Annotated in this window: 18 protein-coding genes and 1 pseudogene; 13 read left to right on the top strand and 6 right to left on the bottom strand. The window is 60.8% G+C overall.

Annotation, left to right across the window (positions count from 1 at the left end; translation table 11 throughout):
• Positions 1–96 precede the first annotated feature (96 nt).
• The 4 genes from O0879_RS05775 to O0879_RS05760 all read left to right on the top strand — a co-directional run bounded on the left by O0879_RS05775 (position 97) and on the right by O0879_RS05760 (position 3,758).
• Positions 97–528, top strand: a complete 432-nt coding sequence (locus tag O0879_RS05775; RefSeq protein WP_289915269.1) for a hypothetical protein — start codon at positions 97–99, stop codon at positions 526–528.
• A 119-nt stretch (positions 529–647) separates the two neighbouring features.
• Entirely contained in the window at positions 648–1,967 is a 1,320-nt protein-coding gene (locus O0879_RS05770) for a D-serine ammonia-lyase (protein ID WP_289915267.1), read from the top strand.
• On the top strand, positions 1,967–2,902 hold the full coding sequence (gene dsdC, locus O0879_RS05765) for a DNA-binding transcriptional regulator DsdC (RefSeq protein WP_289915266.1): 936 nt from the start codon (positions 1,967–1,969) through the stop codon (positions 2,900–2,902). Before O0879_RS05770 ends, dsdC begins: the two co-directional genes overlap by 1 nt.
• Before the next feature lie 43 nt (positions 2,903–2,945).
• Positions 2,946–3,758, top strand: a complete 813-nt coding sequence (locus tag O0879_RS05760) for a ferritin-like domain-containing protein (protein WP_289915264.1) — start codon at positions 2,946–2,948, stop codon at positions 3,756–3,758.
• A gap of 26 nt (positions 3,759–3,784) precedes the next feature.
• Here O0879_RS05760 and O0879_RS05755 read toward each other — a convergent pair whose 3' ends face one another.
• Entirely contained in the window at positions 3,785–7,213 is a 3,429-nt protein-coding gene (locus O0879_RS05755; protein ID WP_289915262.1) for a hypothetical protein, read from the bottom strand.
• 264 nt (positions 7,214–7,477) lie between these two features.
• Here O0879_RS05755 and O0879_RS05750 point away from each other — a divergent pair, with 264 nt between their 5' ends.
• Positions 7,478–7,708 (top strand): hypothetical protein, encoded by a 231-nt coding sequence (locus O0879_RS05750; protein ID WP_289915260.1) that lies wholly within the window; start codon positions 7,478–7,480, stop codon positions 7,706–7,708.
• Between the two features lie 5 nt (positions 7,709–7,713).
• On the opposite strand, the gene O0879_RS05745 is transcribed toward O0879_RS05750, so the two are convergent.
• Positions 7,714–8,763 carry a DNA topoisomerase IB gene (locus O0879_RS05745; RefSeq protein ID WP_289915258.1) on the bottom strand — a complete coding sequence of 350 codons (1,050 nt, stop codon included), beginning with the start codon at positions 8,761–8,763 and terminating at the stop codon, positions 7,714–7,716.
• Positions 8,764–8,855: 92 nt separating this feature from the next.
• Between O0879_RS05745 and O0879_RS05740 the strand changes: the two genes are divergently transcribed.
• A complete protein-coding gene (locus O0879_RS05740) occupies positions 8,856–9,239 on the top strand; it encodes a DUF1232 domain-containing protein (protein ID WP_099664192.1) in 384 nt (127 codons plus the stop codon).
• Here the strand turns inward: O0879_RS05740 and O0879_RS05735 are convergent.
• The 3 genes from O0879_RS05735 to O0879_RS05725 form a co-directional block, all read right to left on the bottom strand.
• The gene (locus tag O0879_RS05735; RefSeq protein ID WP_251348961.1) at positions 9,236–10,426 is read right to left on the bottom strand and encodes a serine hydrolase domain-containing protein; all 1,191 of its coding nucleotides are present in this window, start codon (positions 10,424–10,426) and stop codon (positions 9,236–9,238) included. The genes O0879_RS05740 and O0879_RS05735 overlap by 4 nt on opposite strands.
• A gap of 109 nt (positions 10,427–10,535) precedes the next feature.
• Entirely contained in the window at positions 10,536–11,831 is a 1,296-nt protein-coding gene (locus O0879_RS05730) for a cation:proton antiporter (RefSeq protein ID WP_289915257.1), read from the bottom strand.
• 51 nt (positions 11,832–11,882) lie between these two features.
• Complete coding sequence (locus O0879_RS05725) at positions 11,883–12,998, bottom strand: mechanosensitive ion channel domain-containing protein (protein ID WP_289915255.1); 1,116 nt, start codon at positions 12,996–12,998, stop codon at positions 11,883–11,885.
• A 237-nt stretch (positions 12,999–13,235) separates the two neighbouring features.
• On the opposite strand from O0879_RS05725, the gene O0879_RS05720 reads away from it, so the two are divergent.
• From O0879_RS05720 to O0879_RS05690, 7 genes and pseudogenes are all read left to right on the top strand, one after another.
• Positions 13,236–15,533: a trehalose-6-phosphate synthase gene (locus tag O0879_RS05720; protein ID WP_289915253.1), complete on the top strand. Its 2,298-nt coding sequence runs from the start codon at positions 13,236–13,238 to the stop codon at positions 15,531–15,533.
• On the top strand, positions 15,533–16,294 hold the full coding sequence (otsB, locus tag O0879_RS05715) for a trehalose-phosphatase (RefSeq protein WP_289915252.1): 762 nt from the start codon (positions 15,533–15,535) through the stop codon (positions 16,292–16,294). The genes O0879_RS05720 and otsB overlap by 1 nt, the downstream gene beginning before the upstream one ends.
• Before the next feature lie 3 nt (positions 16,295–16,297).
• A complete protein-coding gene (locus O0879_RS05710; RefSeq protein ID WP_289915249.1) occupies positions 16,298–18,127 on the top strand; it encodes a glycoside hydrolase family 15 protein in 1,830 nt (609 codons plus the stop codon).
• Positions 18,128–19,425: 1,298 nt separating this feature from the next.
• Positions 19,426–20,859 (top strand): SIR2 family protein, encoded by a 1,434-nt coding sequence (locus O0879_RS05705; protein ID WP_289915248.1) that lies wholly within the window; start codon positions 19,426–19,428, stop codon positions 20,857–20,859.
• An 8-nt stretch (positions 20,860–20,867) separates the two neighbouring features.
• On the top strand, positions 20,868–21,308 hold the full coding sequence (locus O0879_RS05700; protein ID WP_289915246.1) for a TIR domain-containing protein: 441 nt from the start codon (positions 20,868–20,870) through the stop codon (positions 21,306–21,308).
• A gap of 37 nt (positions 21,309–21,345) precedes the next feature.
• On the top strand, positions 21,346–21,903 hold the full coding sequence (locus O0879_RS05695) for a toll/interleukin-1 receptor domain-containing protein (protein ID WP_289915245.1): 558 nt from the start codon (positions 21,346–21,348) through the stop codon (positions 21,901–21,903).
• A gap of 163 nt (positions 21,904–22,066) precedes the next feature.
• Positions 22,067–22,458, top strand: a pseudogene (locus tag O0879_RS05690) (hypothetical protein); the annotation flags it as partial.
• Positions 22,459–22,473: 15 nt separating this feature from the next.
• On the opposite strand, the gene O0879_RS05685 reads toward O0879_RS05690, so the two are convergent.
• Positions 22,474–23,616, bottom strand: coding sequence for a transposase (locus O0879_RS05685; protein ID WP_289915242.1), 1,143 nt, complete (start codon positions 23,614–23,616; stop codon positions 22,474–22,476).
• Positions 23,617–24,131: the final 515 nt, after the last annotated feature.

Below are 24,131 nucleotides of genomic sequence, written 5' to 3'. Positions count from 1 at the left end.
TGAAGTGGGCGCCGTGCCGCTAAAGCCGTAAGGGGATTACTTTTCCTGGTTAATTCATCGTCGTCCTGCTACTCCCGTTCGTGCCATCGGAAACCTGTGAAATATCAAAAAATACTCGGCGAAGATGCCGCCGCCATCGTGCTGTCCCTGAGCGTTGTTGCATATGTGGCATCCCTGTTTTTAACGGCAATCGTGGACTCCCACGAAGTCTTGCTGGGCGGGGGCGTGTTATTGCTCGGCTGGCTAGGGCCGCTGGCCGGCAGTTTTGCCTGGTTTGCCAATCCGCTGCTTATTTTTGCCATGTATTTTTCGAAAGAGAAGGCCAGTGCCGCGATGCTGGCCGTTTTTTTGGGCTTTGTGCTGGCACTGACCACCTTTGGCATTAAAGAAATTCCTAGTGATAATGGTTCTTACGCGGTGTTGGGATTCGGCGCCGGATGCTATCTGTGGCTGGCCTGTTTTCCAGCCGTGTTTATTGCATCGTTCTTGAGCAGCAGAAAATCCAGGGCGCTTGCTCCTGGCAAATAGCCTTTTTTTCTGTTGCGGCATGACAGGTGATATCCCGTCACCTGTTGCCTGATCAACCATCCTTTGCCAGCAGCGCCCGGATGCGGTCTAATCATGGCTTGTTCCTTCACGAGGTTGCCATGCTGCCCACTTCCGCCATCGCCGCGCTGTGCGAAAAATTTCCCCTGATTACAGAACTGATGGCCTTGCAGCCCTTGAGCTGGTTCAATCCCCGCATTGCGCCGGCGGCCGAGGCCTTGCACGACGTGGGCTTGACGGCGGACGATGTGGCGCAGGCCAGCGCGCGCCTGGCGCGCTTTGCGCCATATCTGGCCAAGGCGTTTCCGGAAACGCAGGCCAGCGGCGGCGTCATCGAGTCGCCCGTCGTGCCGCTGCCCGCCATGCAGGCGGCGCTTGGCATGACGAGCGGTCAGCTATGGCTCAAGCAGGATAGCCATTTGCCCATTTCCGGTTCCATCAAGGCGCGCGGCGGCATCTATGAAGTGCTGAAGCATGCGGAAACGCTGGCGCTCGACGCCGGCTTGCTGAAGGAGGGCGATGATTACAGCGTGCTGGCCAGCGACGCCGTGCGCGCCTTCTTTGGCCAGTATGCGATCGCCGTCGGCTCCACGGGCAATCTGGGCTTGTCGATTGGCATCATGAGCGCGCGACTGGGCTTTCGCGCCACCGTGCACATGTCGGCCGACGCGCGGCAATGGAAGAAGGACAAGCTGCGCAGCCACGGCGTCACCGTCGTCGAATACGCGACCGACTACAGCGTGGCCGTGGAAGCGGGGCGCAGGCAGGCGGAGAACGACCCGACCTGCCACTTCGTCGACGATGAAAACTCGCATGACCTGTTTCTCGGCTACGCGGTGGCGGGCCAGCGCCTGAAAGCCCAGTTCGCCGCAAGCGGCGTCGCGGTCGATGCGGCCCACCCCCTGTTCGTGTACTTGCCGTGCGGCGTGGGCGGCGGCCCCGGCGGCGTGGCCTTCGGCTTGAAGCTGGCCTTTGGCGACGCCGTCCACTGCGTCTTCGTCGAACCGACCCACTCGCCGTGCATGCTGCTGGGCGTGCACACGGGCTTGCACGAGGGAATCAGCGTGCAGGAAATCGGCATCGACAATGTCACGGCCGCCGATGGCCTGGCCGTGGGACGCCCGTCCGGTTTCGTCGGACGCGCCATGCAGCGGCTGATCGACGGCTACGCCACCGTCACGGATGAAGAACTGTACCGCTTGCTGGCGACGCTTGAGCAAACGCAAGGCTGGCGTTTGGAACCGTCCGCCGTGGCCGGTTTCGCCGGCATCCAGCCCGTCCTGGCCGCGCCGCAATACCAGCAGCACCTGGAAACGGCCACGCATCTGGTGTGGGGCACGGGCGGCAGCATGGTGCCGGAGCAGGAGATGGCCGCCTACGTGGCGCGCGGCCGCGCCTTGCTGGCGGCCGGAGCCGCTTGATGCCGGCCGGCGCGCCGATCAGGGCCACGCTTGGGGCCACGCTCACGGCCAGCCAGTTCGCCAACCTGCACACCTTTCTCGTGGCGGCGCGCCATGCCAGTTTCGCGCTGGCGGCGCAGGAACTGGCGCTCACGCCCAGCGCCGTCAGCCACCGTATCGCGCGGCTGGAAGCGGGGCTGGGGCTGCGCTTGTTCGAACGCCTGACGCGCCAGGTCAGGCTGACGCAAGACGGCGAGCGCATCTTCGCGGCCCTGCAAACGGGCTGGGACAGCCTGCATGCGGCCCTTGCCGGCGGCGATGCGCTGACGGGCAGCGTCACCGTGCATGCGCGCCCGTCGGTCGCGCAATGCTGGCTGGTGCCGCGCCTGGCGGGCTTCGCTGCGCAGTATCCGGACGTGTCGATCGACTTGCGTGTGGGCAATGACGCCGTCGACTTTCGCGCCGGCCAGGTCGACCTGGCCTTGCACTATGGCGACGGCCACTTTCCCGGCCTCGTATCGCGCAAGCTGATGGATGAATGGCTGGCGCCCGTCTGCAGCCCGCAGTATGCGCGCGACCACGGCTTGCTCGATGCGCCACACAACATGTCCGGCGCGACGGTGCTGCACGACACCCTGGCCTGGCCCGCCTGCGCGCCCGATGCCGAGTGGCGGTTGTGGCTGGACGGGCAGGCATCCGGCGTGGACTTGCTGGCGCGCAGCCTGCGCTTCGACCGCGCCGACCTGTGCGCCCAGGCGGCCATCCACCACGCGGGCGTGGCCATGGGCCGGCGCCAGCTGGTGCAGCCGTGGCTGGCCAGCGGCCAGCTGATCCTGCCGTTCGGCGGATTCAACTTGGCCAGCCCGCAGGCGTATTACCTCGTGCACGCCGCGCGCACACCGCTGCCGGCCAGAGTGCAGGCGCTGTCCGACTGGCTCGTGGGGCAGGCAATTTGATACACTGCGCCCCTTGTTGAAGAACCTGCCCGGAAGAACCGCCATGCCACTGCCCCCATTGACCTCCACCGCGCCAGCGGAATTGCGCGCATCTGCGCTCGCTTGCCTGCTCGAACCGGACCCGGCAACGAAGGTGGCGATGGTGGCAGCCATGGCCGCAGCCGGGCTGGCGCTGGACGTCAAGGCGCCGCTGGCGCCATCCGGCGCCGTGCCGGGCCGGCCCGCGCGTCCGGAGCTGGTGCCGCCGCGCCTGGTGGGACGGCGCTCGATGATCACGCCGGAAGGGCGCGCCATGCTCGTCCACGCGCTGGCGCACATCGAATTCAATGCGATGAACCTGGCGCTCGACGCCCTGTGGCGCTTCCCGGACTTGCCCGCTGAATACTATACGGACTGGTTGCGCGTGGCGAAGGAGGAAGCGACGCATTTCGCCATGCTGCAGGCGCACCTGCAGGTGCTGGGCCACACGTATGGCGACTTTCCCGGCCACGACAGCCTGTGGGAAATGGTCGACAAGACGCGCGGCGACGTGCTGGCGCGCATGGCGCTGGTGCCGCGCACCCTGGAAGCGCGGGGCCTGGACGCGATTCCGCCGCTGCGCGCCAAGCTGGCGCAGGCGGGAGACCTGGCCGCCGCCGGCATCCTCGACATCATCCTGCGCGATGAAGTGGGGCACGTCGAGATCGGCAACCGCTGGTACGGCTACCTGTGCGATCAGCGGGGGCTGGAATTGCGCGCTACCTATGCGGAGCTGGCGCTGCGCTACGAAGCGCCCACCCTGCGCGGCCCGTTCAACCTGGAAGCGCGGCGCCGGGCGGGGTTTTCGGAGCTGGAACTGTCCGACTTGCCTGCCTGAATACGTCCGGGGCGCCGCCCGGCTGTTCAAGGATGGGCCGTCATGCTCAGATGCCAGTGGTGCAAGTGGGACGGGTCGATGCTCACCTTGAGGGGTTTGGTCCACACCGGCACGCCCGGTATCCGCGCGTGCGGCGGGCTGGCGAAACAGCCGTCGATGAGGGCCAGCTTGATGAAGCGGTGGCCGATGTAGACGACGCGCGTGCCGGCGGCGCCCGCTTCCAGGGTCAGCATGGCCCGGTTGGCCGTGATCCACGCGCCCAGCCTGGCCAGTTTCGGCTTTTTCGGCAAGCCGGCCGCCACTTCCGCTTCCGCATCGTTGATCAGCTGCAAAATGGCGGCGCCATTGCCCAGGCCGCCCAGCTCGTCCGAGTAGCCGCCCGCGCCATCCGCGTAGCGCATGTCGATCTGCTGGCCATCGCTGTGGCCGTCGTGGTCGAGGATGGAGCGGCCTGACGCCTCCTGCGTCACGTGCTGGCCGCTGATATCGTTGAAACGGTAGGGTTTTCCCGTCAGCCAGGCGATGGTCAGGCGCGTGGCCCACGAGTCGCCGCCGTCATCGCGCGGCCCGTAGCGCCGCTTCGCCAGCGCCGCTTCGTTGTGGGCAAGATACAGCGGGATGAACGCCGTGTCGCCCTTGAGCGCCACTTGCCCCCCTTCCGCGGGGTCGGACACGGCGTTGGCATTGCCGACGCGTCCCTTCAGGCGGACGGTGAGCACGGCTTTCCTGTCGATTTTCGGCCCCGGGAAGTCGGGCAGCTTCAGGCGCGGGAAGGTGATCCTATCCTTGCCGCGGATGTTGGCCTGGTCGAGCAGATTGACCGTGCTGAAGGCCGGGTTGGCGCCGTCGGCCGACATGCCGATATTCACTTCGGTCAAGTTGACCCGCTCCGGCGAATAGCGCACTTCCAGTGAGATGGTGTGCCGGTCGGGCGTGTTCTGCGGCACGGACACGTAGGGGCCGGGGAGGTTGTGCGCGAGATTGCGCGGCTGCAGCACGGGATGCAGTTCCGCATTGATGGGGAACAAGCGCGCCTGCGTGATCTTCAAGCCCTTGCAGGCCAGGCTCAGTTCCACCGTAGTGAGCGTGGCCAGCAGGCTGTCGCCGATATTCGTGGCGCTGACGGCGCCTGTGATGACGAGCGGCCCCGTCCTGGTTTGCTGGCTGACATCCACGCATTCCGTCCTGACGGTGGTGCCTTGCGTGAAGTGCGACTGGTTGACGGCGCCCATGCTTGCCAGGTCCACGCCCGGCAAGCCGACCACGACGTAGGACCAGGTGTCGTTGTACTGGCTTTGCTGGGTCGTGTAGGTGGGATATTCCGCCGTCCTGACGGTGATTTTCACGCCCACGTCCTGCGTGCCTTTCGCTACCGTGTAGCTGAAGGGCCGCACGACGGTCTGGTTTTGCGGGCCGGCCGTGGCGGTGAAGGACTGCGTGTCGTCCTCGTCCTCAGCCTGCGGCGTGGCCGGCGCCGGCGCCGGCGCGGCCATGGCCTGCGCCGCTTGCCGCGCCGGCGGCGCGGCGCCATCCTGCGTCACGGCTGCGGCGGTCCATGGCGCCGTCGCCGCCTGCAAGCCGGGGCCGGCGGCATACGGGTAGGTGATGCTGACGTTGACGATGGTGCTGGTGGGGAAGATGGCCGTGCTGATACCGACGACATTCGGATGGTCGAGATCGTTCAGGGTCAGCTGGTAGGTGTCGGGAATGACGCCGTCGAAATGGAAGGCGCCCGCCGCGTCGATCACGGCCACGCGGCGCAGGTGGAAGTTATAGCCTGTGAGCAAGATTTTCTTGCCGGCCAGGCCGCTGGCGTTGCCGCCTGCCGGCGTGCGCATCTGGCCCTGCAGCACGGTGGCGGCCTTGATGACGGTGAGCGCGTACGACACGGCAAATTCGCCATCCTGCGTGACAAAATTCAGGTGCAGCTGCAGCGCGCCAGCCGGCAGCACGTTCAGCAGTTGCTGCATGGCCGTGGCGCTGATGCTGAAGCTGCCCGTGTCCGCATGAAAGACCCAGTAGGAATGGATGGCCACCGTCGCGCCGCTCTGCGCCGCCAGGAAGCCGCCGCTGTCGTTGCGCAGGTTCATCGGCGCCACGCCCTCGAGGCGGAAGGAGAGGCCGCCGGGCTGCAGCGTATTGTTCGGCCCCAGGCCGCCGATGGCCAGCTTCGGCGGCGCGGGCGGCAGCGAGCCGTTCTCGAGCGGCTCGACATACACGTGCAGGGCTGTCGGCAGCTCGCTCTGGATCAGCAGGTCGAGGGTGGTGACGATGTTGCCCTTGGTGACAAAAAACTGCGCGTGCTGGTCTTCGCCCGTGTCGCCCGGGGTGGAAAAGCGCAGGCTGCCATCTTTCAGCAGCACGTCCGTCACGGCGCCGCTGGCCGCGACCTTGTCGGCTCCGGCGGGAAAGCCCAGTTCGGCCAGCGGCAGGCTGACCACCTGCGCCGGTCGCACGGGGTCGAGCGCCACGCTGGCGCCGGACGTGATGTTCCACGCCAGGCCGCCAAGCTCGAACGGACGCGTGCGGTCGATGCGCAGGGTGATGGTGTCGTCGGGAGTGACCGTCGCGCTCGCGTCCATGCCGCCGGCCAGGACGCTGTCGTCCACGATGCTGGCGCCGGCGGGTACGCTGGCCAGGATGGCGCGCACGTTGCTTGCCGCTTCGCTGCCATTGTTGCGGATGCTGATGCGGAACGTGTATTCGTAGATGCGGCGGTTGATGCGCTGCTCGCCCACCTTGCGCAATGCCGTGACCGTGAAGGGGCCGGCAGCCAGGCCGGCGTCCGCGCTGGCCGCCAGGGGCGCGGCCGTGTCCGGCCCCAGCGTATCCGCATCCGCCGCCAGCATGACTTTCGGCGTGGGCGGCTGCGTGGGATCGTTCGAACCGCCGCAGGCGCACAGGCTCAGGGTCAGCAATGGGGCCAGCACGGCGGCGGCCAGCTGCCGGCGCCGCAGGCACAGCATGGCCAGCACGCCGGCCAGCAGCAGCCAATATGTAGAGGGCAGGGCGACGGCGGCCGGCTGCGTGCTGCCGGAGTCGAGTTCGATGAAGGAAACGGGGTCGAGGATGGAAAACGGCTGGGCGCCGGGGCTGCCCGCGCCCAGGTAGTCGAAGGTGACGGAAAAGCCCGTGGCCGTGGCGCCGGGATTGATGCCGCCGGCCAGCGCCAGCGCGTCGAGGTAGCCGCTGGCGGGGATGGCGGGATCGGGCTGCACCAGCAGCACGTCCCAGCCGGGCGCCGTGGAAACGTTGTGCAGGCTGGCGTACCGGCCTACGCCGAAGAACAAGGTGAATTCCCCGATGGGCACGCCCAGGGTGGTATTGCTGACCGTATAGTCGTAGCGCCACTGCGTGCCACCCAGCGCCGTTGCCGTGTAGCCGATGTGGGTGGCGTGCGCGGCGGACATGGCGCACAGCAGCAGCACCAGCAGCGCCTGTTTGATGAAACCCATGATCGTTCCCCCGTTGACTGGCGCCAAGCGTGCCCAGGCAAGAGGTCAAGCAGGAAGCGTTCCCGTACAAAATGTGCTGTAAAAACAAGGGTTTGGCTGAAGCGGGGTGGCGCCGGTGTCAAATCCCCCGACACGGGTTTTTATGGCTGAGCCTGTCAGCGCTGTCCTACTTATCTTGTCGAAACTGTCTGATTGTATGCCTTGCGGAAACACGCGATGATGATGTTCATGCTGCAACAGCCAACCAGTCCGACGGAGTATGCGATGCAAAAGCCAGTCCAGTCCATCCACGTGAACAAGCCGTTCCTGCTGATCTGCCTGTTTACTTTCTCGACCCTGGCGGCCACCTTGATGAATACGGACGAGGCGCAGGCGGACGATGCGGCCCCGGCGCCCGTGGCGCGCGACGTTGGCCACGGCGCCTTGCCCGTCTGCCGCAGCGACGCCCTCACACTGTCGGCCCAGTGCCAGCCCCAGCCGGCCCGCCAGGCTTGATGGGGTCAAGCCTGCAGGCGCTGCTGCAGCAAGGCCAGCACGGCCGCTTCTTCCGGCGCCAGCGCCGGCAAGTCTTCCTGTAATTGCTGCCGCGCCCGCGCGCGCATGCCTTCCCATAAGCTACCATCCAGATACGATTCCAGCACGGCCGGGTGCACATAGCACTTGCGGCAGATCGTCGGCGTGTTGCCCAGTTTTTTTGCCACCGACTCGATCGCTTGCACGATGTTTTTCTTGGCTTGCGCCTCGGAATCAACCTGTTCGAACGCCTGCAGGGCCAGCGCGGCCAGGAGGGTGCCGGACCAGGTGCGGAAATCCTTGGCCGTGTAGTCTTCGTCCGTCACTTCGCGCAGGTAATCGTTGACGTCGCCCGAATCGACGCCATGGCGCGCGCCATCCTCATCGATATATTGAAACAGTTCCTGCCCCGGCAGCTCGCGCATGCGCTGCAGCACCCTGGCCAGGCGCCGGTCGCTCAGGCGGATATCGTGGCGCACGCCGCTCTTGCCCTTGAAGCGGAAGGCCACGGCGCTGCCGTCGAGCTGCACGTGGCGCGTGCGCAGGGTCGTCAGGCCAAATGATTTATTGGTGCGCGCATATTCTTCGTTGCCGATGCGCATCATCGTCAATTCCAGCAAGTGCACGATGGTGGCCAGCACTTTTTCACGGGGCAGGCCGGGCAGCTGCATGCCGCGCGCGACGGCGGCGCGGATGGCGGGCAGGGCGCGGCCAAAACTGAGCATGCGCTCATATTTCACTTCATCGCGCACCTGGCGCCAGCGCGCATGGTAGCGGTACTGCTTGCGGCCCCGCGCATCGCGCCCCGTCGCCTGCAGGTGTCCCGTCGCGTGCGGGCAGATCCACACGTCCGTCCAGGCGGGCGGTATGGCCAGTGCCTTGATGCGCGTCAAGGCTGCGGCATCGCGCAGGAACTGGCCGTCCCCGTCGCGGTAGCGGAATTTTCCGGGCTTGCCCAGGCGGGCGATGCCGCGCTGGTGGTCGCCCGTGTAGCGCAGGCCGGCGGCGCGGGCCGTGGTGGTGGCGGATATTTCCATGACGATAGCTTACCTTGCTCGCCGCGCGCCCGGCGCGCCGTTATGCTAAGGTGCGCATTCGTAACGCCGTGCGCGGCAGACAGGAGCAGCAGATGTTTGGCAGAAAAAAGAATCTGGAAGAAGACCACGCCCCCCAGGCCGACAAGCAGTATGAAAAGAAATACACGGATGACAGCTTCTGGGACAAAGTCGTCAAGTTTGCCAAGACGGCGGGGCGCGAAGTCATCGAAAAAGCCCTGTGGCTGTATTATGCGGCGCAGCAGCCGAACACCCCGCTGTGGGCCAAGACGGCCATCTATGGCGCGCTCGGCTATTTCATTTCGCCCATCGACGCGATTCCCGACATCACGCCCGTCGTCGGCTATGCGGATGACCTGGCCGTGCTGGCGGCGGCCGTCGCCACGGTCGCCACCTACATCACGGCCGACGTCAAGGAACGGGCCGCCGAGAAACTGCGCGGCTGGTTCGGCGCCTAGGCTTTCTTTGCCGCCGGCGCGCCGCTGCCCCCATGGGCCAGCAGGCGCAGCACGACTTCTTTCTGGAATGAACGAAACTCCTTGTCCGCGCTGACATTGGCGAAGGCCAGCACGGCCGTCTTGCTGGCGCGGTCGACGCAGACGACGGACGCGGCGCCCGGGTCGCCGCCGCTGTGCGTGGCCAGCGGCTTGCCGTCGACGTCGCGCAGCAGCCACACCAGGGCCTGGCGCACGGATGAATCGGCGGGCACGACGGGGGCCGCTTGCGGGGCGAAAAACAGTTGCAGGGTGGCGTCTTGCAGGTAGCGGTGGCCATCGACCCGGCCGCCATTGCTGAAAATGGCCAGGAAACGGGCGAAGTCATGCGCCGAGCTGCGCAGCAGGCCGGCCGGCCAGTCCGGATAGCCGACGGGCGGCAGCACTTGCAGGCCCGGCTCCTTGTGCACATACGGCTGGGCGACGACGGCGCGCCGCGGCAAGCCGGCCAGGCTCCACGCCGTATGGTCCATGCCCAGCGGTTCGAACAGGTGCTCGTGCGTAAAGGCGTCGAGGCCATCGGGGTTCACGCGGCCCACCAGATAGCCGAGCAGGGCGATGCCGACATTGCTGTAGCGCCATTCCGTGCCGGGCCGTGCCGCAAACGACACATCCGCGTCGTACCAGGCGCCGCCGCGCGACAGATAGCCCTTGACGAAGTCGCGCAGCGGTAATCGCGGGTCGCCCTGCACGGCAAACGCCGTCGTTTTTTCGTACACGGCGTCGGAAATGCCCGAGGTGTGGTTGAGCAGATGGCGAAAGGTGATGGGCACGTCGGGAAACTTCGGGTGCATGAGCGGGAAGTCCAGGTAGGCCGCCACCTTGTCGTCCAACTGGAAGGCGCCCTGTTCCAGCAGCATCATGACGGCCGCGGCCGTGACGAGCTTGCTGACGGACGCGACATGGAACACCGTGTTGGCATCGGCCTTCTTGCCGGCCTGGATGTCGGCCCAGCCATAGCCGCGCGCGAAAATGGTCTGCTCGCCGCGTACCACGGCCACGCCCATGCCCGGCGTTTCCGTGCGGGCCAGTCCATCGCGCATGAAGCCGTCAAATTCCGTTTCCCACGCCAGCCTGGCCGGATCGGTGGCGCAGCCCGTTTGCAGCAGGGCCAGTGAGACGCCTAGTCCCAGCACGCTTCGTCGTTTCATTGATTCTCTCTTTTGCCATTTTTAATTATCTTAACAACATTTCCGCCCGACATAGGGGCGATTGACAAAACATTGCTTTGAACCAATGACAAAGTGGGCCGACTGGTGCCTATTTGCGCCAGTAGCGTTCCAGCAGGGGCTTGACCGTCAGGCCGTGCGCGACGATGGACAGGATGACGACGACCAGGGTGATGTCGGCCAGTTCGCGCGCCAGGCCGCGCGGCAAGCCATGCGCGATGGCATAGCTGAGGTAGTACAGCGAGCCGATGCCGCGCACGCCGAACCAGGCGGCCAGCCCGCGCAGGCGCACGCTGGTGCCCGAAGCGAGCAAGCCGAGCATCACGCTGGCCGGGCGCGCCACCAGCAGCAGGAACAGCGCCACGCTCCACGCCTGCCAGCGCCAGGCGGCGGCCGTGACGGCGCCGCCCAGCAACAGCACCAGGGTCAGTTCGGACAGGCGTTCCAGGTGTTCCTTGAAGACGAGCGATTCGCCGCTGACGGTCAGCGTCACCTCGCTGTCGTGCAGCCTGGCGGCGGACGCGGCGTGGGTTTCCCCCGCTTGCAGCAAGCCTTGCCGGTCTTTCGGCGCGCCGGCCAGCCGCAGTTCCGTCTGGCGCAGGGCCACGCCGGCAAAGAACACGGCCAGAAAGCCCCACGCGTGCAGCCAGGTCGACACGCCGTACACGCAGGCGATCAAGCCCAGGGCCGCCAGGTCGTCCAGCATCGCGTGTTTCGGTTCCTTGGCGCGCACCTGCCAGGCCAGCCAGGCCAGCAGCGCGCCGCCGGCCGCACCCAGGGCGATGGCGCCCGCGCTGGCCCAGAGCAAATCACGCCACAGCCAGGTGGCGCCATGGGGACCCAGCTCATGCAAGCCCAGCAATCCCAGGCCCAGCATGACGAAAGGAAAGCCGCTGCCATCGTTCATGCCCGCTTCGCTGGTCAGGATGAAGCGCAATTGCTCGCTGTCGCCCGCATGGCGCAGCTGCACGTCCGTGGCCAGCACGGGGTCGGTGGGCGCGAGGATGGCGCCCAGCAGCACGCCCGCGCCCAGGGGCAGGTCCAGCACCAGGCATGCAAAGGCCGCCACCAGGGCCACGGAGATGGCCATCGACAGCCACGCCAGGCGCAGCGACGGCAGCCAGCGCGCCAGGCTGAAGGGCACGGGCATCTTCACGCCGGCGGAAAACAGGGAGATGAGGACGGCGATTTCCGTCAGGGTTTCCAGCAGGGGCGCCTGCCGCACCAGGTCGAAGGCAAACAGGCCGAGGAACATGGGGCCCAGCAGCAGGCCCACGCCCAGGTAAGCCATGGCCGAGGTCAAGGGCAGGCGCGCGATGCCGTCGGCGCCCAGGCCGCGCGCCAGCATCAGGCAGCCGATCAGGATGAACCAGGCGGTGGTGCTCATGCGGCCCATTGTAGCGGCGCGCCGGCAAGGGCAGCGCGCCGCACGGTTTCTTTACACCTTGTACAGCGACACGCTGTCGTTCTGCGCCTGCATGGCGTGCAGCTCGATGGGGTCGTGCGTGGAGCGCAAGCGGGGCAAGCCATGCGGATAATTAGCCGTGATAAAGGCCAGCATCTGCTCGCGCACGATGCAGCGCAGCTCGAAAGCCAGGCCCGAATCTGCCGCACTGACGAGGAAGCGCACGCGCACGGCCCGCTCGTTCGAATCCGTCGCCTGCACCGTGCAGACGCGGCCATCCCATTGCGCGGCTCCTTCGCAGATGCGCGTCAGTTCCGCGCGCAGCGGGTCGAGCGGGATGCTGAAATCGAGCCACAGGAACACCGTGCCCAGCAGGGTGGACGAGCTGTGCGTCCAGTTCTCGAACGGATTTTCAATGAACCATTGCAGCGGCACGATCAGGCGGCGCTCGTCCCACACGCGCACGACGACATACGTGCCCTTGATTTCCTCGACCTTGCCCCATTCGCCATTGACGATCAGCACGTCATCGATGCGGATGGGTTGCGAAAACGCAATTTGCAACCCAGCAATGAAATTGCCGAGCACGGGACGGGCGGCGATACCGGCCACCAGGCCCGCCACGCCGGCCGACGCGAGCAGGCTGGCGCCGATCTGGCGCGCACCGGGCAAGGTCAGCAGCACGAAGGCCAGGCCCAGGATGACGACGATGGCGTGCGCGCTGCGCGTGAGCACGCGGGCTTGCGTGATCAGGCGGCGCGCGCGCAGGTTGTCGGCCACGTCGACGGGATTGACTTCGGAAATTGTGATGGACAGGGCCTGGATGCATTGCATGGCCAGCCAGGTCAGCGCGATGATCAGCGCCACGCTGGCGAGGTGCGACATGGCCAGCAAGCCCGGCGTGTCGTCGGGCGCGCCGGCCAGCACCATGCGCAGGCCGAAGACGATCACGCACAGCTGGCTGGCGCGGAAGGCCACGCGCGTGGCGTTGGTGGTGAACGGGCGGCCATTGGCCAGCCTTTTCAGTAAACCAATGCCGGCCCGGTGCACGCCGATGGCGACCACCGTGACGAGCAGGGCGGAAACGAGCACGGTCAGCGCCGAGCGCAGCGGGCCTCCCATCAGCGAGTGGAACGTGCTGAGATCCATAGGCGAAAACTCCTTGTTTTTAGTGAAATGGATGTCGGAAGCGGTATTTTACGGGCAGATGGCGTAACGGGGGCGTGCGTTGCCGTACGGATAAGACCTGCGTCAAGGTGGATACTGGAAGAAATTGCTGCGCTGCGCCATGCCACGTTGACGTTTCGCTACGGAAAGCAAACGGGCGTCGCCGCAGTGGAAACATAGTCATACTTGCCATGCTTTTTGTTTTTGCAAAGGAAAACGATGATAGTACGATCACTCCGAATGTCCTTGCGCTTCATCCTGCCACTGGCTCTGGTGCTGGGATTGTTTGCTTATATCGTGGTACCCCTGCTCGACAACATCACCCTGCGCTGGTATGTGCGCGACCTCGACAGCCGGGCAGAATTGCTCGCTGGAACCCTCCGGCCCTCGCTCACCGAATACCTGCCAGCGCAAGACGCCACGCGCGTCAAAGAACTGTTCCAGGGCGCCACGCGCGACGAACGCCTGATCGCCATCGGCTTTTGCGACAATGCAGGCCACTTGCTGTACCAGTCCGCGCAATACCCAACTTCCATCGGCTGCTGGAGCACGCCCCCCACGGGCGGCCTGTACAAATCCCTTGCGCAATTGCCGCAAGGCCAGGTCCACCTCAGCGAAACCCCCGTCATGCAGGATGCTACCCAGCTGGGCCGCCTGGTGCTGGTGCAGGACATGAGCTTTGTCGAGCGCCGCAATACGGATACCAAGCGTTTCATCTTTGCCTTCCTGGCCGTGCTGGCCGTGCTGATTTCCCTGATGACCGTGTTCGTGGCCCACCTGAGCTGGCGCGGCTGGCTGTCGGCCGTGAAAGATATTCTGCGGGGCGAATTGTTGCCGAAAAGTAATGGGGCCGTGGCCGCCGCCGCACCCGCCGCCGCGCCCGCGCCGCCGCCGGAAATGCAGCCGCTGATCGGCGACTTGCGCGAATTGCTGCAGGAATACCACCTGGAACGCCAGGGCGATAACGGCTGGTCGTCCGACTGGACGCCGGACAAGCTGCGCGGCTTGCTGGAAGCGGATCTTGCGGGAGATCAAGTGCTGGTGGTATCGAACCGCGAACCGTACATCCACACCAAAACGGACGATGGCAGCGGCGACATACGCGTGCAGCGCCCCGCCAGCGGCCTGGTGACGGCCGTGGAAGCCGTGATGCGCGCCTGTTCCGGCACGTGGATCGCGCATGGCGCCGGTTCCGCCGACCGCGAGACGGTGGATAAACTCGACCACGTACCCGTGCCGCCGGACAATCCCAGCTATACCTTGCGCCGTGTATGGCTGACGGAAGAGGAAGAGCAGGGCTATTATTATGGTTTCGCCAATGAGGGCATGTGGCCGCTGTGCCATATCGCCCACGTGCGCCCCGTGTTCCGCTCGTCCGACTGGGAGCAGTATGTGAAGGTCAACCGCCGCTTCGCCGACGCCGTGATCGCGGAGGCGAAGACGGACAACCCCGTCGTGCTGGTGCAGGATTACCACTTCGCCTTGCTGCCGCGCATGGTGCGCGAAGCCTTGCCTAAGGCGACGATCATCACGTTCTGGCATATCCCCTGGCCGAATTCCGAATCGTTCGGCATTTGCCCATGGCGCGAAGAAATCCTCGATGGCTTGCTGGGCAGCACCATCCTCGGCTTCCACACGCCATTCCACCGCAAGAATTTCCTCGAAACGGTGGATCGCTACCTGGAAACACGCATTGAGCCGGAAGCGTCGACCATTTCCTACGGCGGCGAGATGACGCAGGTCGAGGATTACCCGATTTCCATCGCCTGGCCCGAGGACGACCCGGCGCAGCCCGACGTGGCCACCTGCCGCGCACAGATCCGCAGCGAGCTGGGCGTGGCACATGACCACTTGCTGGGCATCGGCGTGGACCGCCTCGATTACACGAAAGGCATCGTCGAGCGCTTCCAGGCCGTCGAGCGCATGCTGGAACAGCAGCCTGGCATGGTGGGCAATTTTACGTTCGTGCAAATCGCCGCCCCCAGCCGCGCTTCGCTCGATGAATATCAGAGTTTTGACGCCAGGGTGCGCAAGATGGTCGAGCGCATCAACCGCCGTTTCGGCAGCGGAGATTACGTGCCCATCCTGCTGAAAGCGGAGCACCATGGCCAGGACGACTTGCAGCGCTATTTCCGCGCCTCGGAAGTGTGCATGGTGACAAGCTTGCATGACGGCATGAATCTGGTGGCCAAGGAATTCATCGCCGCGCGCGACGACGAGCTGGGCGTACTTGTTTTAAGTCAATTCACGGGCGCCGCGCGCGAGCTGCACGAAGCGCTGATCATCAACCCGTATCACATCGAGCAGGGCGCCGACGCCCTGTACCGCGCCCTCGTGATGCCGCCCGTGGAACAGCGCGAGCGCATGAAGAGCATGCGGGCCCGCGTGAAACATTTCAATGTGTACCGCTGGGCCGGGCGCATGCTGCTGGACGCGGCCCGTTTGCGCCAGCGCGACAAGGTCATGACCAAGATCGACGCCCACAGCCGCATCAAGCGGCGCAAGGGGATGATCTGATGGCCGATACCCCTGACGATAGCGCAGCCTTGCTGCAGTTGCTGGGTACGCCCGGCACGGCCGTTTTCCTCGACTTCGACGGCACCCTGGTCGACCTGGCGCCCACGCCCGACGGCGTGCGCCTGGAAGCGGGCGTCATTGAGGCGCTGGCGCTGCTGGCCGAACGTCACGGCGGCGCGCTGGCCGTCATTTCCGGGCGTCCCGTGACGCAGATCGACGCCATGCTGGCGCCCCTGGTGTTGCCGGTGGCCGGCGTGCATGGCGTGGAGCGGCGCGGCGCCGATGGCACGTTCAGCGTGGCGGCCACGCCCGACGTGTCGCCCGTGCTGGCGCGCGCGCAGGCGCTGGCGGCGATGCACCCCGGCTTGCTGGTGGAATGCAAGCGGGGCGCCGTGGCCCTGCATTACCGGCTGGCGCCCGAACTCGAACAACTGTGCATGCAAGAAATGACGGCGGCCGTGCAAGCGTGCCCAGGGGTATTGCTGTTGCATGGCAAAATGGTCCTGGAAGCCAAGCCGTCCGCCACGGACAAGGGCGGCGCCATCGCCGCCTTCATGCAGGAAACCCCGTTCGCCGGCCGCCGGCCCGTGTTCGCGGGCGACGACACCACCGATGAGGCAGGCTTTGTCTTTGTTCAACAAGCAGGCGGGCAGGGCGTGAAAGTGGGCAGCGGCCCCAGCGCCGCCACCTTGCGCCTGGCCAGCCCGCGCGCCTTGCGCGCCGCGCTGCTGGCCGCGTCCGTATCCCCTTTCAAGGAGTAGCCGATGACCATATCCCATGAACAAGCTGATGACACCCCCGGCGGCGCACCCGCGCAAGCGTCCCTCAACTGCGGCGTGGTGGGCAATTGCGCCTTCAGCGCCCTGATCGACCAGGCGGGGCAGGTCGTCTGGTCGTGCCTGCCCCGTTTCGACGGCGATCCCGTCTTCAACCGCTTGCTGGACGACACTGAAAACGGCAGCGTGTGGGCCATCGACATCGAAAACTTCGCCCGCAGCGAGCAAGTCTACGAGCCGAACACGGCCGTGCTGCGCACGCGGCTGTACGATACGCAGGGGCGCGGCGTGGAAATCACGGATTTCGCGCCCCGATTCCTCAGCCGCGACCGCATGTTCCGCCCGCTGATGCTGATACGCCGGGTGCGTCCGCTCGACCACGCCGTGCGCATCCGCGTGCGCCTGCGCCCCCGCTACGACTGGGGCAAGCTGGCGCCGCAGATCACGCAGGGCAGCCACCACATCCGCTACGTGGGGCCGGAGCAGACCTTGCGCCTGAACACCGATGTATCGCTCAACTATGTGCTGAGCGAAACGTATTTCGTGCTGGGCGGCACGGCCAACTTCCTTCTCGGTCCCGATGAAACCCTGGCCGGCGGCATCGACGAAACGGCGCGCATTTTCGAAAAGGAAACCATCAACTATTGGCGCACCTACACGCGCCGCCTGGCCGTGCCGCTGGAATGGCAGGACGTGGTGATCCGCGCCGCCATCACCTTGAAACTGTCTTTATATGAAGACACGGGCGCCATCATCGCCGCCATGACCACCAGTATTCCCGAAGCGCCGGGCAGCAGCCGCAACTGGGATTACCGCTATTGCTGGCTGCGCGACGCCTTCTTTGTCGTGCGGGCATTGAACAGCCTGTCGGAAGTGGGCACCATGGAGGAATATCTGCGCTGGCTGACGAATATCGTCGCCCGCTCGAAAGGCGGCCACATCCAGCCCCTGTACGGCATCGGCCTGGAAGAGCAGTTGCCCGAATCCATGCTCGACCACTTGCCCGGCTACCGGGGCAACGGCCCCGTGCGCGTGGGTAACCAGGCGCAGGAACACTTCCAGCACGACGTCTACGGCAACATCGTGCTGGGCGCCGCGCAAGCCTTCCTCGACCACCGATTGTTCCACCGGGCGGGAAAAGCCGAGTTTGCAGCACTGGAAGCCGTGGGCGACCAGGCCTTCCGCCTGCATGCGGAGCCGGACGCGGGCATGTGGGAGCTGCGCACGCGGGCGAGGGTCCACACCTCGTCCATGCTGATGAGTTGGGGCGCCTGCGACCGCCTGGCCAAGGTCGCGCACAAGCTGGGGCTGGACGACCGGGCAGACCACTGGAACAGCCGCGCCGTGCTGATCCGCGAACGCCTGTTGCGCGAAGCGTGGAGCGAAGAGCGCCTAGCCTTCGCGGAAAGCCTGGGCGGACGCGACCTGGACGCGTCCGTGCTCTTGATGGCGGAAGTCAACTTCATCGACCCCATGGACCCCCGTTTCATCGCGACAGTCGATGCGCTGGAAGCGTCGCTGTGCGACGGCCCCTACATGCGCCGCTACGAAGCGCCCGACGACTTCGGCAAACCCGAGACGGCTTTCAACATCTGCACCTTCTGGCGCATCGACGCCCTGGCCCGCATCGGCAGGAAGGACGAAGCCCGCAAAATCTTCGAAACGATGTTAATGGCGCGCAACCACCTGGGTTTGCTGTCGGAAGATACGCATCCGGTGACGGGGGAAATGTGGGGCAATTTCCCGCAGACTTACTCCATGGTCGGTTTGATCAACTGCGCGGTGAGGTTGTCGGCGCCTTGGGATAGTGCGGTTTAGGAGGGCGAAACTTACATCGCACTATATCTGATATGACAGTACTCTTGAGGCCCGCTGAAAGCGGGCTTTTTTATGGTGCTCCCAGCATGGGCGCATTTTTTTGGATAAGTCCCGCGATTAGTTGGTCACAGTGAGCGAAGCTGTGGTCTATTTTGCTCCAACACCTCAATAGTGGGAAATTCACCCTTCGAGGAGAACTAAATGGCATGACAGCGTAAACATTCTGGCCAGCCTGGCTTTGCCAAACCGCTCACCACTGATCAACAATGTATTTGACAACTTGTCCAAGAAAACTGTCAATTGAAAGGAGATATCAAAATATCAAAAAATCGTCGATCTTCTTTTCTCGCGAATTGAATGATTTATCAAGTCACTCGCCAGTTGCAAGAGAAGGCCATTCCCATTCCGGTCATATAGAGTTGTTGCTTCTTGGTCGTCTGCCGTTTCGGTTAATACGAGGCGTAGCGCCGTTCTGCAAAACCGATTTTATGCAAAGTGAGCGTTTATCTGAAGGCCGCGTTCATGGTCAGTCATCAAAGCTACAGTAGCCGCCGAATTGTCACTGCGACGCAAATCAGTGCATTCTGATTGACCGCTACAAAGTCCGCATATTGATACGTAAGGCTTCCATCAAGATGATGTTGAAGTGCAATTTCATCCATACCACAGATTGCATGCATGATCTGACGGTTGCAGCCAATGTGCTCAGTCAGCAATTGACTCCGGCGGCCGAAACATGGCCTACGTATCGGGCATTACGTATGTTCGGACCGTGCGTGGATGGCTCTATCTATCTGTCTATCGTTCTGTGTGCCCGTTGAGTCATTGGTTAGGCTAATGTTCCGATTATGCCGGATAAATTAGTCTGTAAAGTTCTCGAGGTGGTGATCCTACATCGAAGCCCGACAGCTGGATTGATCGTCCATTCGGATCGTAGCAGCTAGGAAACCTGCCGTCCAGGTTCTACGACAGCGAAGTGGCAAAGCAAGAATCTATCATAGTGCCCGAAATTACTTAACCACCGTAAGAAAAACTTCCAGTTCGAATGGCGCGTTAAAGTTCGAGAATGAAATATTCTGAATTCTATTTGGAATCATAAACTTAACTTGGTTTGCATGAAAAATGAACTCTGCAAACTCATCTAGAACACAAAACTGTGCTCTACATTCTATCCAATTGTCACGATGAATTTTTTGAACTTTTTGTTGTGCAACTTTTCTTGCAAAGAGTTATCATAATAAGATTGGCATCAATAGATTCATTACGGCAACTTTATTTCATCATGCAAAGGTTCTGATATGTTGGACAGGGAAAAGACTCGACTGGTAGACACTCTCTCTAAAGAGCTAAGCGAAGGAAATCTGGCCATATTTGCTGGCGCAGGGTTTTCGCGTGGTGCAGGATACGTTGATTGGAAAAATTTGCTAAAACCAATCGCGGATGATTTGGACCTAGACATAGATAAAGAATGGGATTTGGTAACTCTTGCGCAATATCATTCGAATGCAAATCATTCAAACCGCGCAAAATTAAATCAGTTATTGGTAACCGAATTCTGTCGTAATTTAACCCCTACCAAAAACCATGAAATTCTATCGCGTCTTCCAATTATTACCTTTTGGACCACTAACTACGATAAATTGTTGGAGGTTGCACTGGAGAAAAATGGTAAGGTTCCTGATGTTAAATACACGAATAAGCAGTTAGCAATTACAGTTCGTAATCGAGATGCAATTGTTTATAAAATGCATGGCGACTCAGACCATGCGAGCGATGCAATTTTAACACGGGATGATTATGAAAAATATCACCTTAAGATGCAGCCATTTATTACGGCTCTTAGTGGTGATTTGGTATCCAAGACCTTCTTGTTTGTTGGCTTTAGTTTTACTGATCCCAACTTGGAATATATTTTAAGTCGTGTTCGAATTAGCTATGGCAATGACCAGCGTCAGCATTATTGCATTTTGCGACGTGCATCTCGAAATGAGAAAGAAGAACAGGCTGACTTTGAGTATCGACAGCGTAAAGAGCAATTATTTTCGGGAGAATTGCTGCGAGTGGGTATTAAGGTTACCTATGTTGATAATTTCACCGAAATTACAGAAATTCTGTGTGAGCTTGAAAATAGATACAAAATGCGCACGATTTTTATTTCTGGTGCGGCACATGAATATCATCCATGGCAGCAAAAAGAGGCTGAAAGCTTTATTTATCGATTAAGCCGCGAGATTAGCAAGAGAAAATATCGTGTAGTATCTGGTTTCGGCCTGGGTATAGGAAGTGCGGTAATAACCGGTGTCCTTGAGCAAACGATATTGGACGGAGGACGCCTAAATGAAGAGCAGTTAGTTTTGCGACCTTTTCCGCAGTCAGTATCTGGGACGCGGACACTTCCTGAACTGTGGAGTGAGTATAGGAAAAACATGATTTCCCATGCAGGTATAGCTTTATTTATTTTTGGAAATAAATTAATTAATGGGGAGATAGTTAATTCCAGTGGCATGGAAGAAGAATTCAGGATTGCTAGGGAAAACGGTGTATTCGTAATTCCTATTGGAGTTACCGGCTATGTCACGGAAATTCTTTGGGGGAGGGTGGTTAACGAGTTCGATGAAAGCGGTTATAAAAACGGGAAAGAAATATTGAGGTTGCTTAAGTTGCTTGGTGATAATAAGACGCAACTTGAAGATGCAAGTAAAAAAGTTCTTGAAATTTTAAATCTTTTGTGAGGTATAGAATGGCTCGTAAAGTTTTTTTTAGCTTTAAATATGATGATGTTCAACGTGCGATGAATGTTCGTAATAGTAATATTATATCCGGAGCCTTGAAGTCAGGGTTTATTGATAAGGCAGAATTCGAAAAACTTGAAAAAAACGGAAAAAAATCAATTCGAGACTGGATTGATGCGCAAATGCATGGCACTTCTGTTACTGTTATTTTAGTTGGTGAAAATACCAATAAAAGTGAATGGGTTGCTTACGAGATAGAACAAAGCTTGGCGAAAGGTAATGGAATTTTAACTATTGACATCAGTAAAGTATCTGATCTTAATGGGAAGACGACTGCCTGCTGCGATCTGCGCGTAACAGGCTATAAACATTATTTATGGAACAAAGACGACGGCCGCGAGAAGTTAGGTGAGTGGGTGGAAGCCGCCGCTTTGGCGGCTGGAAAATGAAGCTTTGAATCCTAAAAAATTAATTTTGGAGTTATAAATGTCGTTTTTGAAGCAAAGTGAGATCCGTCAGCGAGCGAAGGACCATATAAATCAAAGGTTCCGTGTTACTGCGAAAAACATTGTAATGGAATCCGAGCAGTCTTATGCGGCTTGGAAACGGTATGATGTTTTTTTATCACATAGCACCAAGGATGCGGATATCGTCTTGGGTGTGAAACTTGTTCTTGAAGAGCAAGGAAAAAGTGTGTACGTAGATTGGATTGAAGATGCAGAGTTGGATCGTACTAAAGTTACGCCTGAAACCGCGGCATTGCTACGCGAAAGGATGAAATCGTGCTCTTCACTGATTTTTATTGCGACAGATAATTCCTCTACGTCAAAGTGGACTCCTTGGGAGCTTGGATATTTTGATGGAATTAAGCAAGGCGGTGTTGCTATTCTTCCTGTTTTGGAAGAATGGCGAAGTTCATTTGAAGGGCAAGAATATTTAGGGCTTTATCCTATCGTTGAAAAGTCGGATGTTTCAGGTGGCCTTGAAGTGAAAAGAAAGGGTACATTCCAAAAAGTACGACTAACCGATTTTATCGCCAGCTAGGCATGGATAAGATTTAACTCTGATAAACAAAATTCTGCATACATGGAGAATCGCTATGTGTTCAGAATTGGGTGATCATATCTCACGCGAAATTTTTCCTGTTTTAAAGCCAGATGCCTGTTGAGTACACTGTTGATTCTTATTACTCCACAGTCAAGCCCGCATTACTCATCTGATATGGGAAAAATTCGCAATTTGACCCTCTTCCAACTGGAACTGGACGAACGTTATAACGTGAGCCGACTGATGATCCGCAAATGGCAGAACCGTGATTGCGGGCAAGACCGTTCGCACAGACCAAGTACCATGCACACGACGTCTACATCGACATAGGAACTGGCCATCGGCGCGCTACGCACCACCGCTGTTACCCTCCAACGACTTGCTGTAGTAGTGCGCAAGTTCGTCAATCGGGCATTTTTGCATGGGGGCATGGTTGATAGCTTCAATGGCTGCATCAGCGAGATCGTCAATCAGATCCATTTCGGTTCCCGGTTCGAACTGGAATCAACGCTGCGTAATTACGTAAAAATCTATAGCCACAACATTCCTCAGCTGGACTTTATCTATTCAGACTCCGTAACAGACGGTTTCCGTCAGGCGCTCGAATAATGCGCTGGGAATTTTTATGGTATCGGCTTGCTGCCCCGACCCGCAAAAAATACGTGCGGCCCATAGGGACCGTCGTACCAAGGCAATGGTGTCGGAGAAGGTCAGGCTGTCCTTGGCGTACCAGGCAGCGTGGCGGGTCGGCATTGTTTGTCCCGCCAAAAACGCGTTGGCGGCCAGCGTGACGATCGAGTACAGCCCCAGTAGTGCCGGCGGCGTACGCGCGATAGCCGGTGCGTACCATTGCCGCTGCGTCTCCATTCCCAGATGGGCGCGCGCTTCCTCGAACGTGACTTCGATTTGCCAGCGACGGATGAACCAGGCCAGTATTTGTTCCGGTCTGGCTCCCAGGTCGGTACACAGAAAGGCCTGCCCCTGGAAGGTGTTGCACGGATCGCGCACCAGCACCCAGCGCAACGGCACGACAGGCAAAGTGGCGCTGTACCAAACAGCGGTGCCGGTGGCGAACTCGATGGTTTTATTTGCCTGCCCATACCATTGCGACAGCGTCGCATCGCGCCAGAGCGTGGTGTCGGAAGCGAGCACCTCCTTGAGCGTCGGTTGGCGCGCCCCTTTCAACGGCGGCCGTCCACGCGTGTCCGGCGTTCTGGCTGGCGGGGGATCGTACAAGGCGGCATCAAGACGCAGGCGGGCGACCACGCACAGTTGTTCGCGCACGGCGGCAAGCAGGTTCAATGCCGCAAAGCTGCTGTCGGCGACGACCACGATGGACCGCTCTGGCAGCCATCGTTTGACCATCCATAGTAATTGCCGAGCCCGATCGGTGAGCTTGTTGGGGCGGCGTTTACGGTCCAGGTAGTAGCGCTCCGACGGCGCCAGCACCGAACAGAACGGTAATGCCCAACAACGTCTGGCCCAAGGAATCGGCGCCACCAGCATCAGGCACAGCCAACGCAAGCCGCTGGCCTTGACGAAATGGCTGTGGCTCGATCGCACTGGATCGCGATAGATTCCCTTGGCAGCGATCCTGGCACCACGCCGGCGTTCAATCGTGTCGTCCAGGGCCATGAGCACGGGTCCCTGCGGCACGAATGCATGGAGCAGCAAGTAAAGCAGGCGTCGGCTAGCGGCCAGCGCGACCATTGGACACGGTTCAGCACCCGGTGATACTTCTGAAATTGTTTCTCTTCGGCCACGCCCATGACGCGCAGCACGGCGGCGACCGTGCGCGGGCCAACGGCCAGGATGGCACCGGCCAGCAACACCTGCGCCAGCGGCTAGGCTCGCTTGGAAAACAGATCGGAGATTCCTGCAATGGACTGCGTAAGCCCGGATGGTAAAACTGCCATGATGAGCCTCTCGTGGTGGAGTTGGTCAATCAATGACAGTGCATCTAGGGCTTACGTTCCCACTATCCAGATTCAAAATTGGATAAAGTCCAGCTTAAGTAATGCGATTCTTCATGTTGTGGTTATTGGATAGAATTTTCATAATGGAAAAGCGTATGATCGATAAAAGATATCCATAGGCATGATAGGTTGCTGTTCGGTAAATAATATGCCACTATTTTAATAAAAATAATGGTATATTGTTTTTTTGGAAAATGTATAATTTCTTTAATGGAGCGCTAATTAATTCAATTTTTGATAATTCACTGC

Origin of the sequence: Janthinobacterium sp. SUN120 (assembly GCF_030397735.1) — a bacterium.
Classification (GTDB): domain Bacteria; phylum Pseudomonadota; class Gammaproteobacteria; order Burkholderiales; family Burkholderiaceae_D; genus Janthinobacterium; species Janthinobacterium kumbetense.
This window is presented reverse-complemented; position numbering and strand designations above follow the sequence as displayed.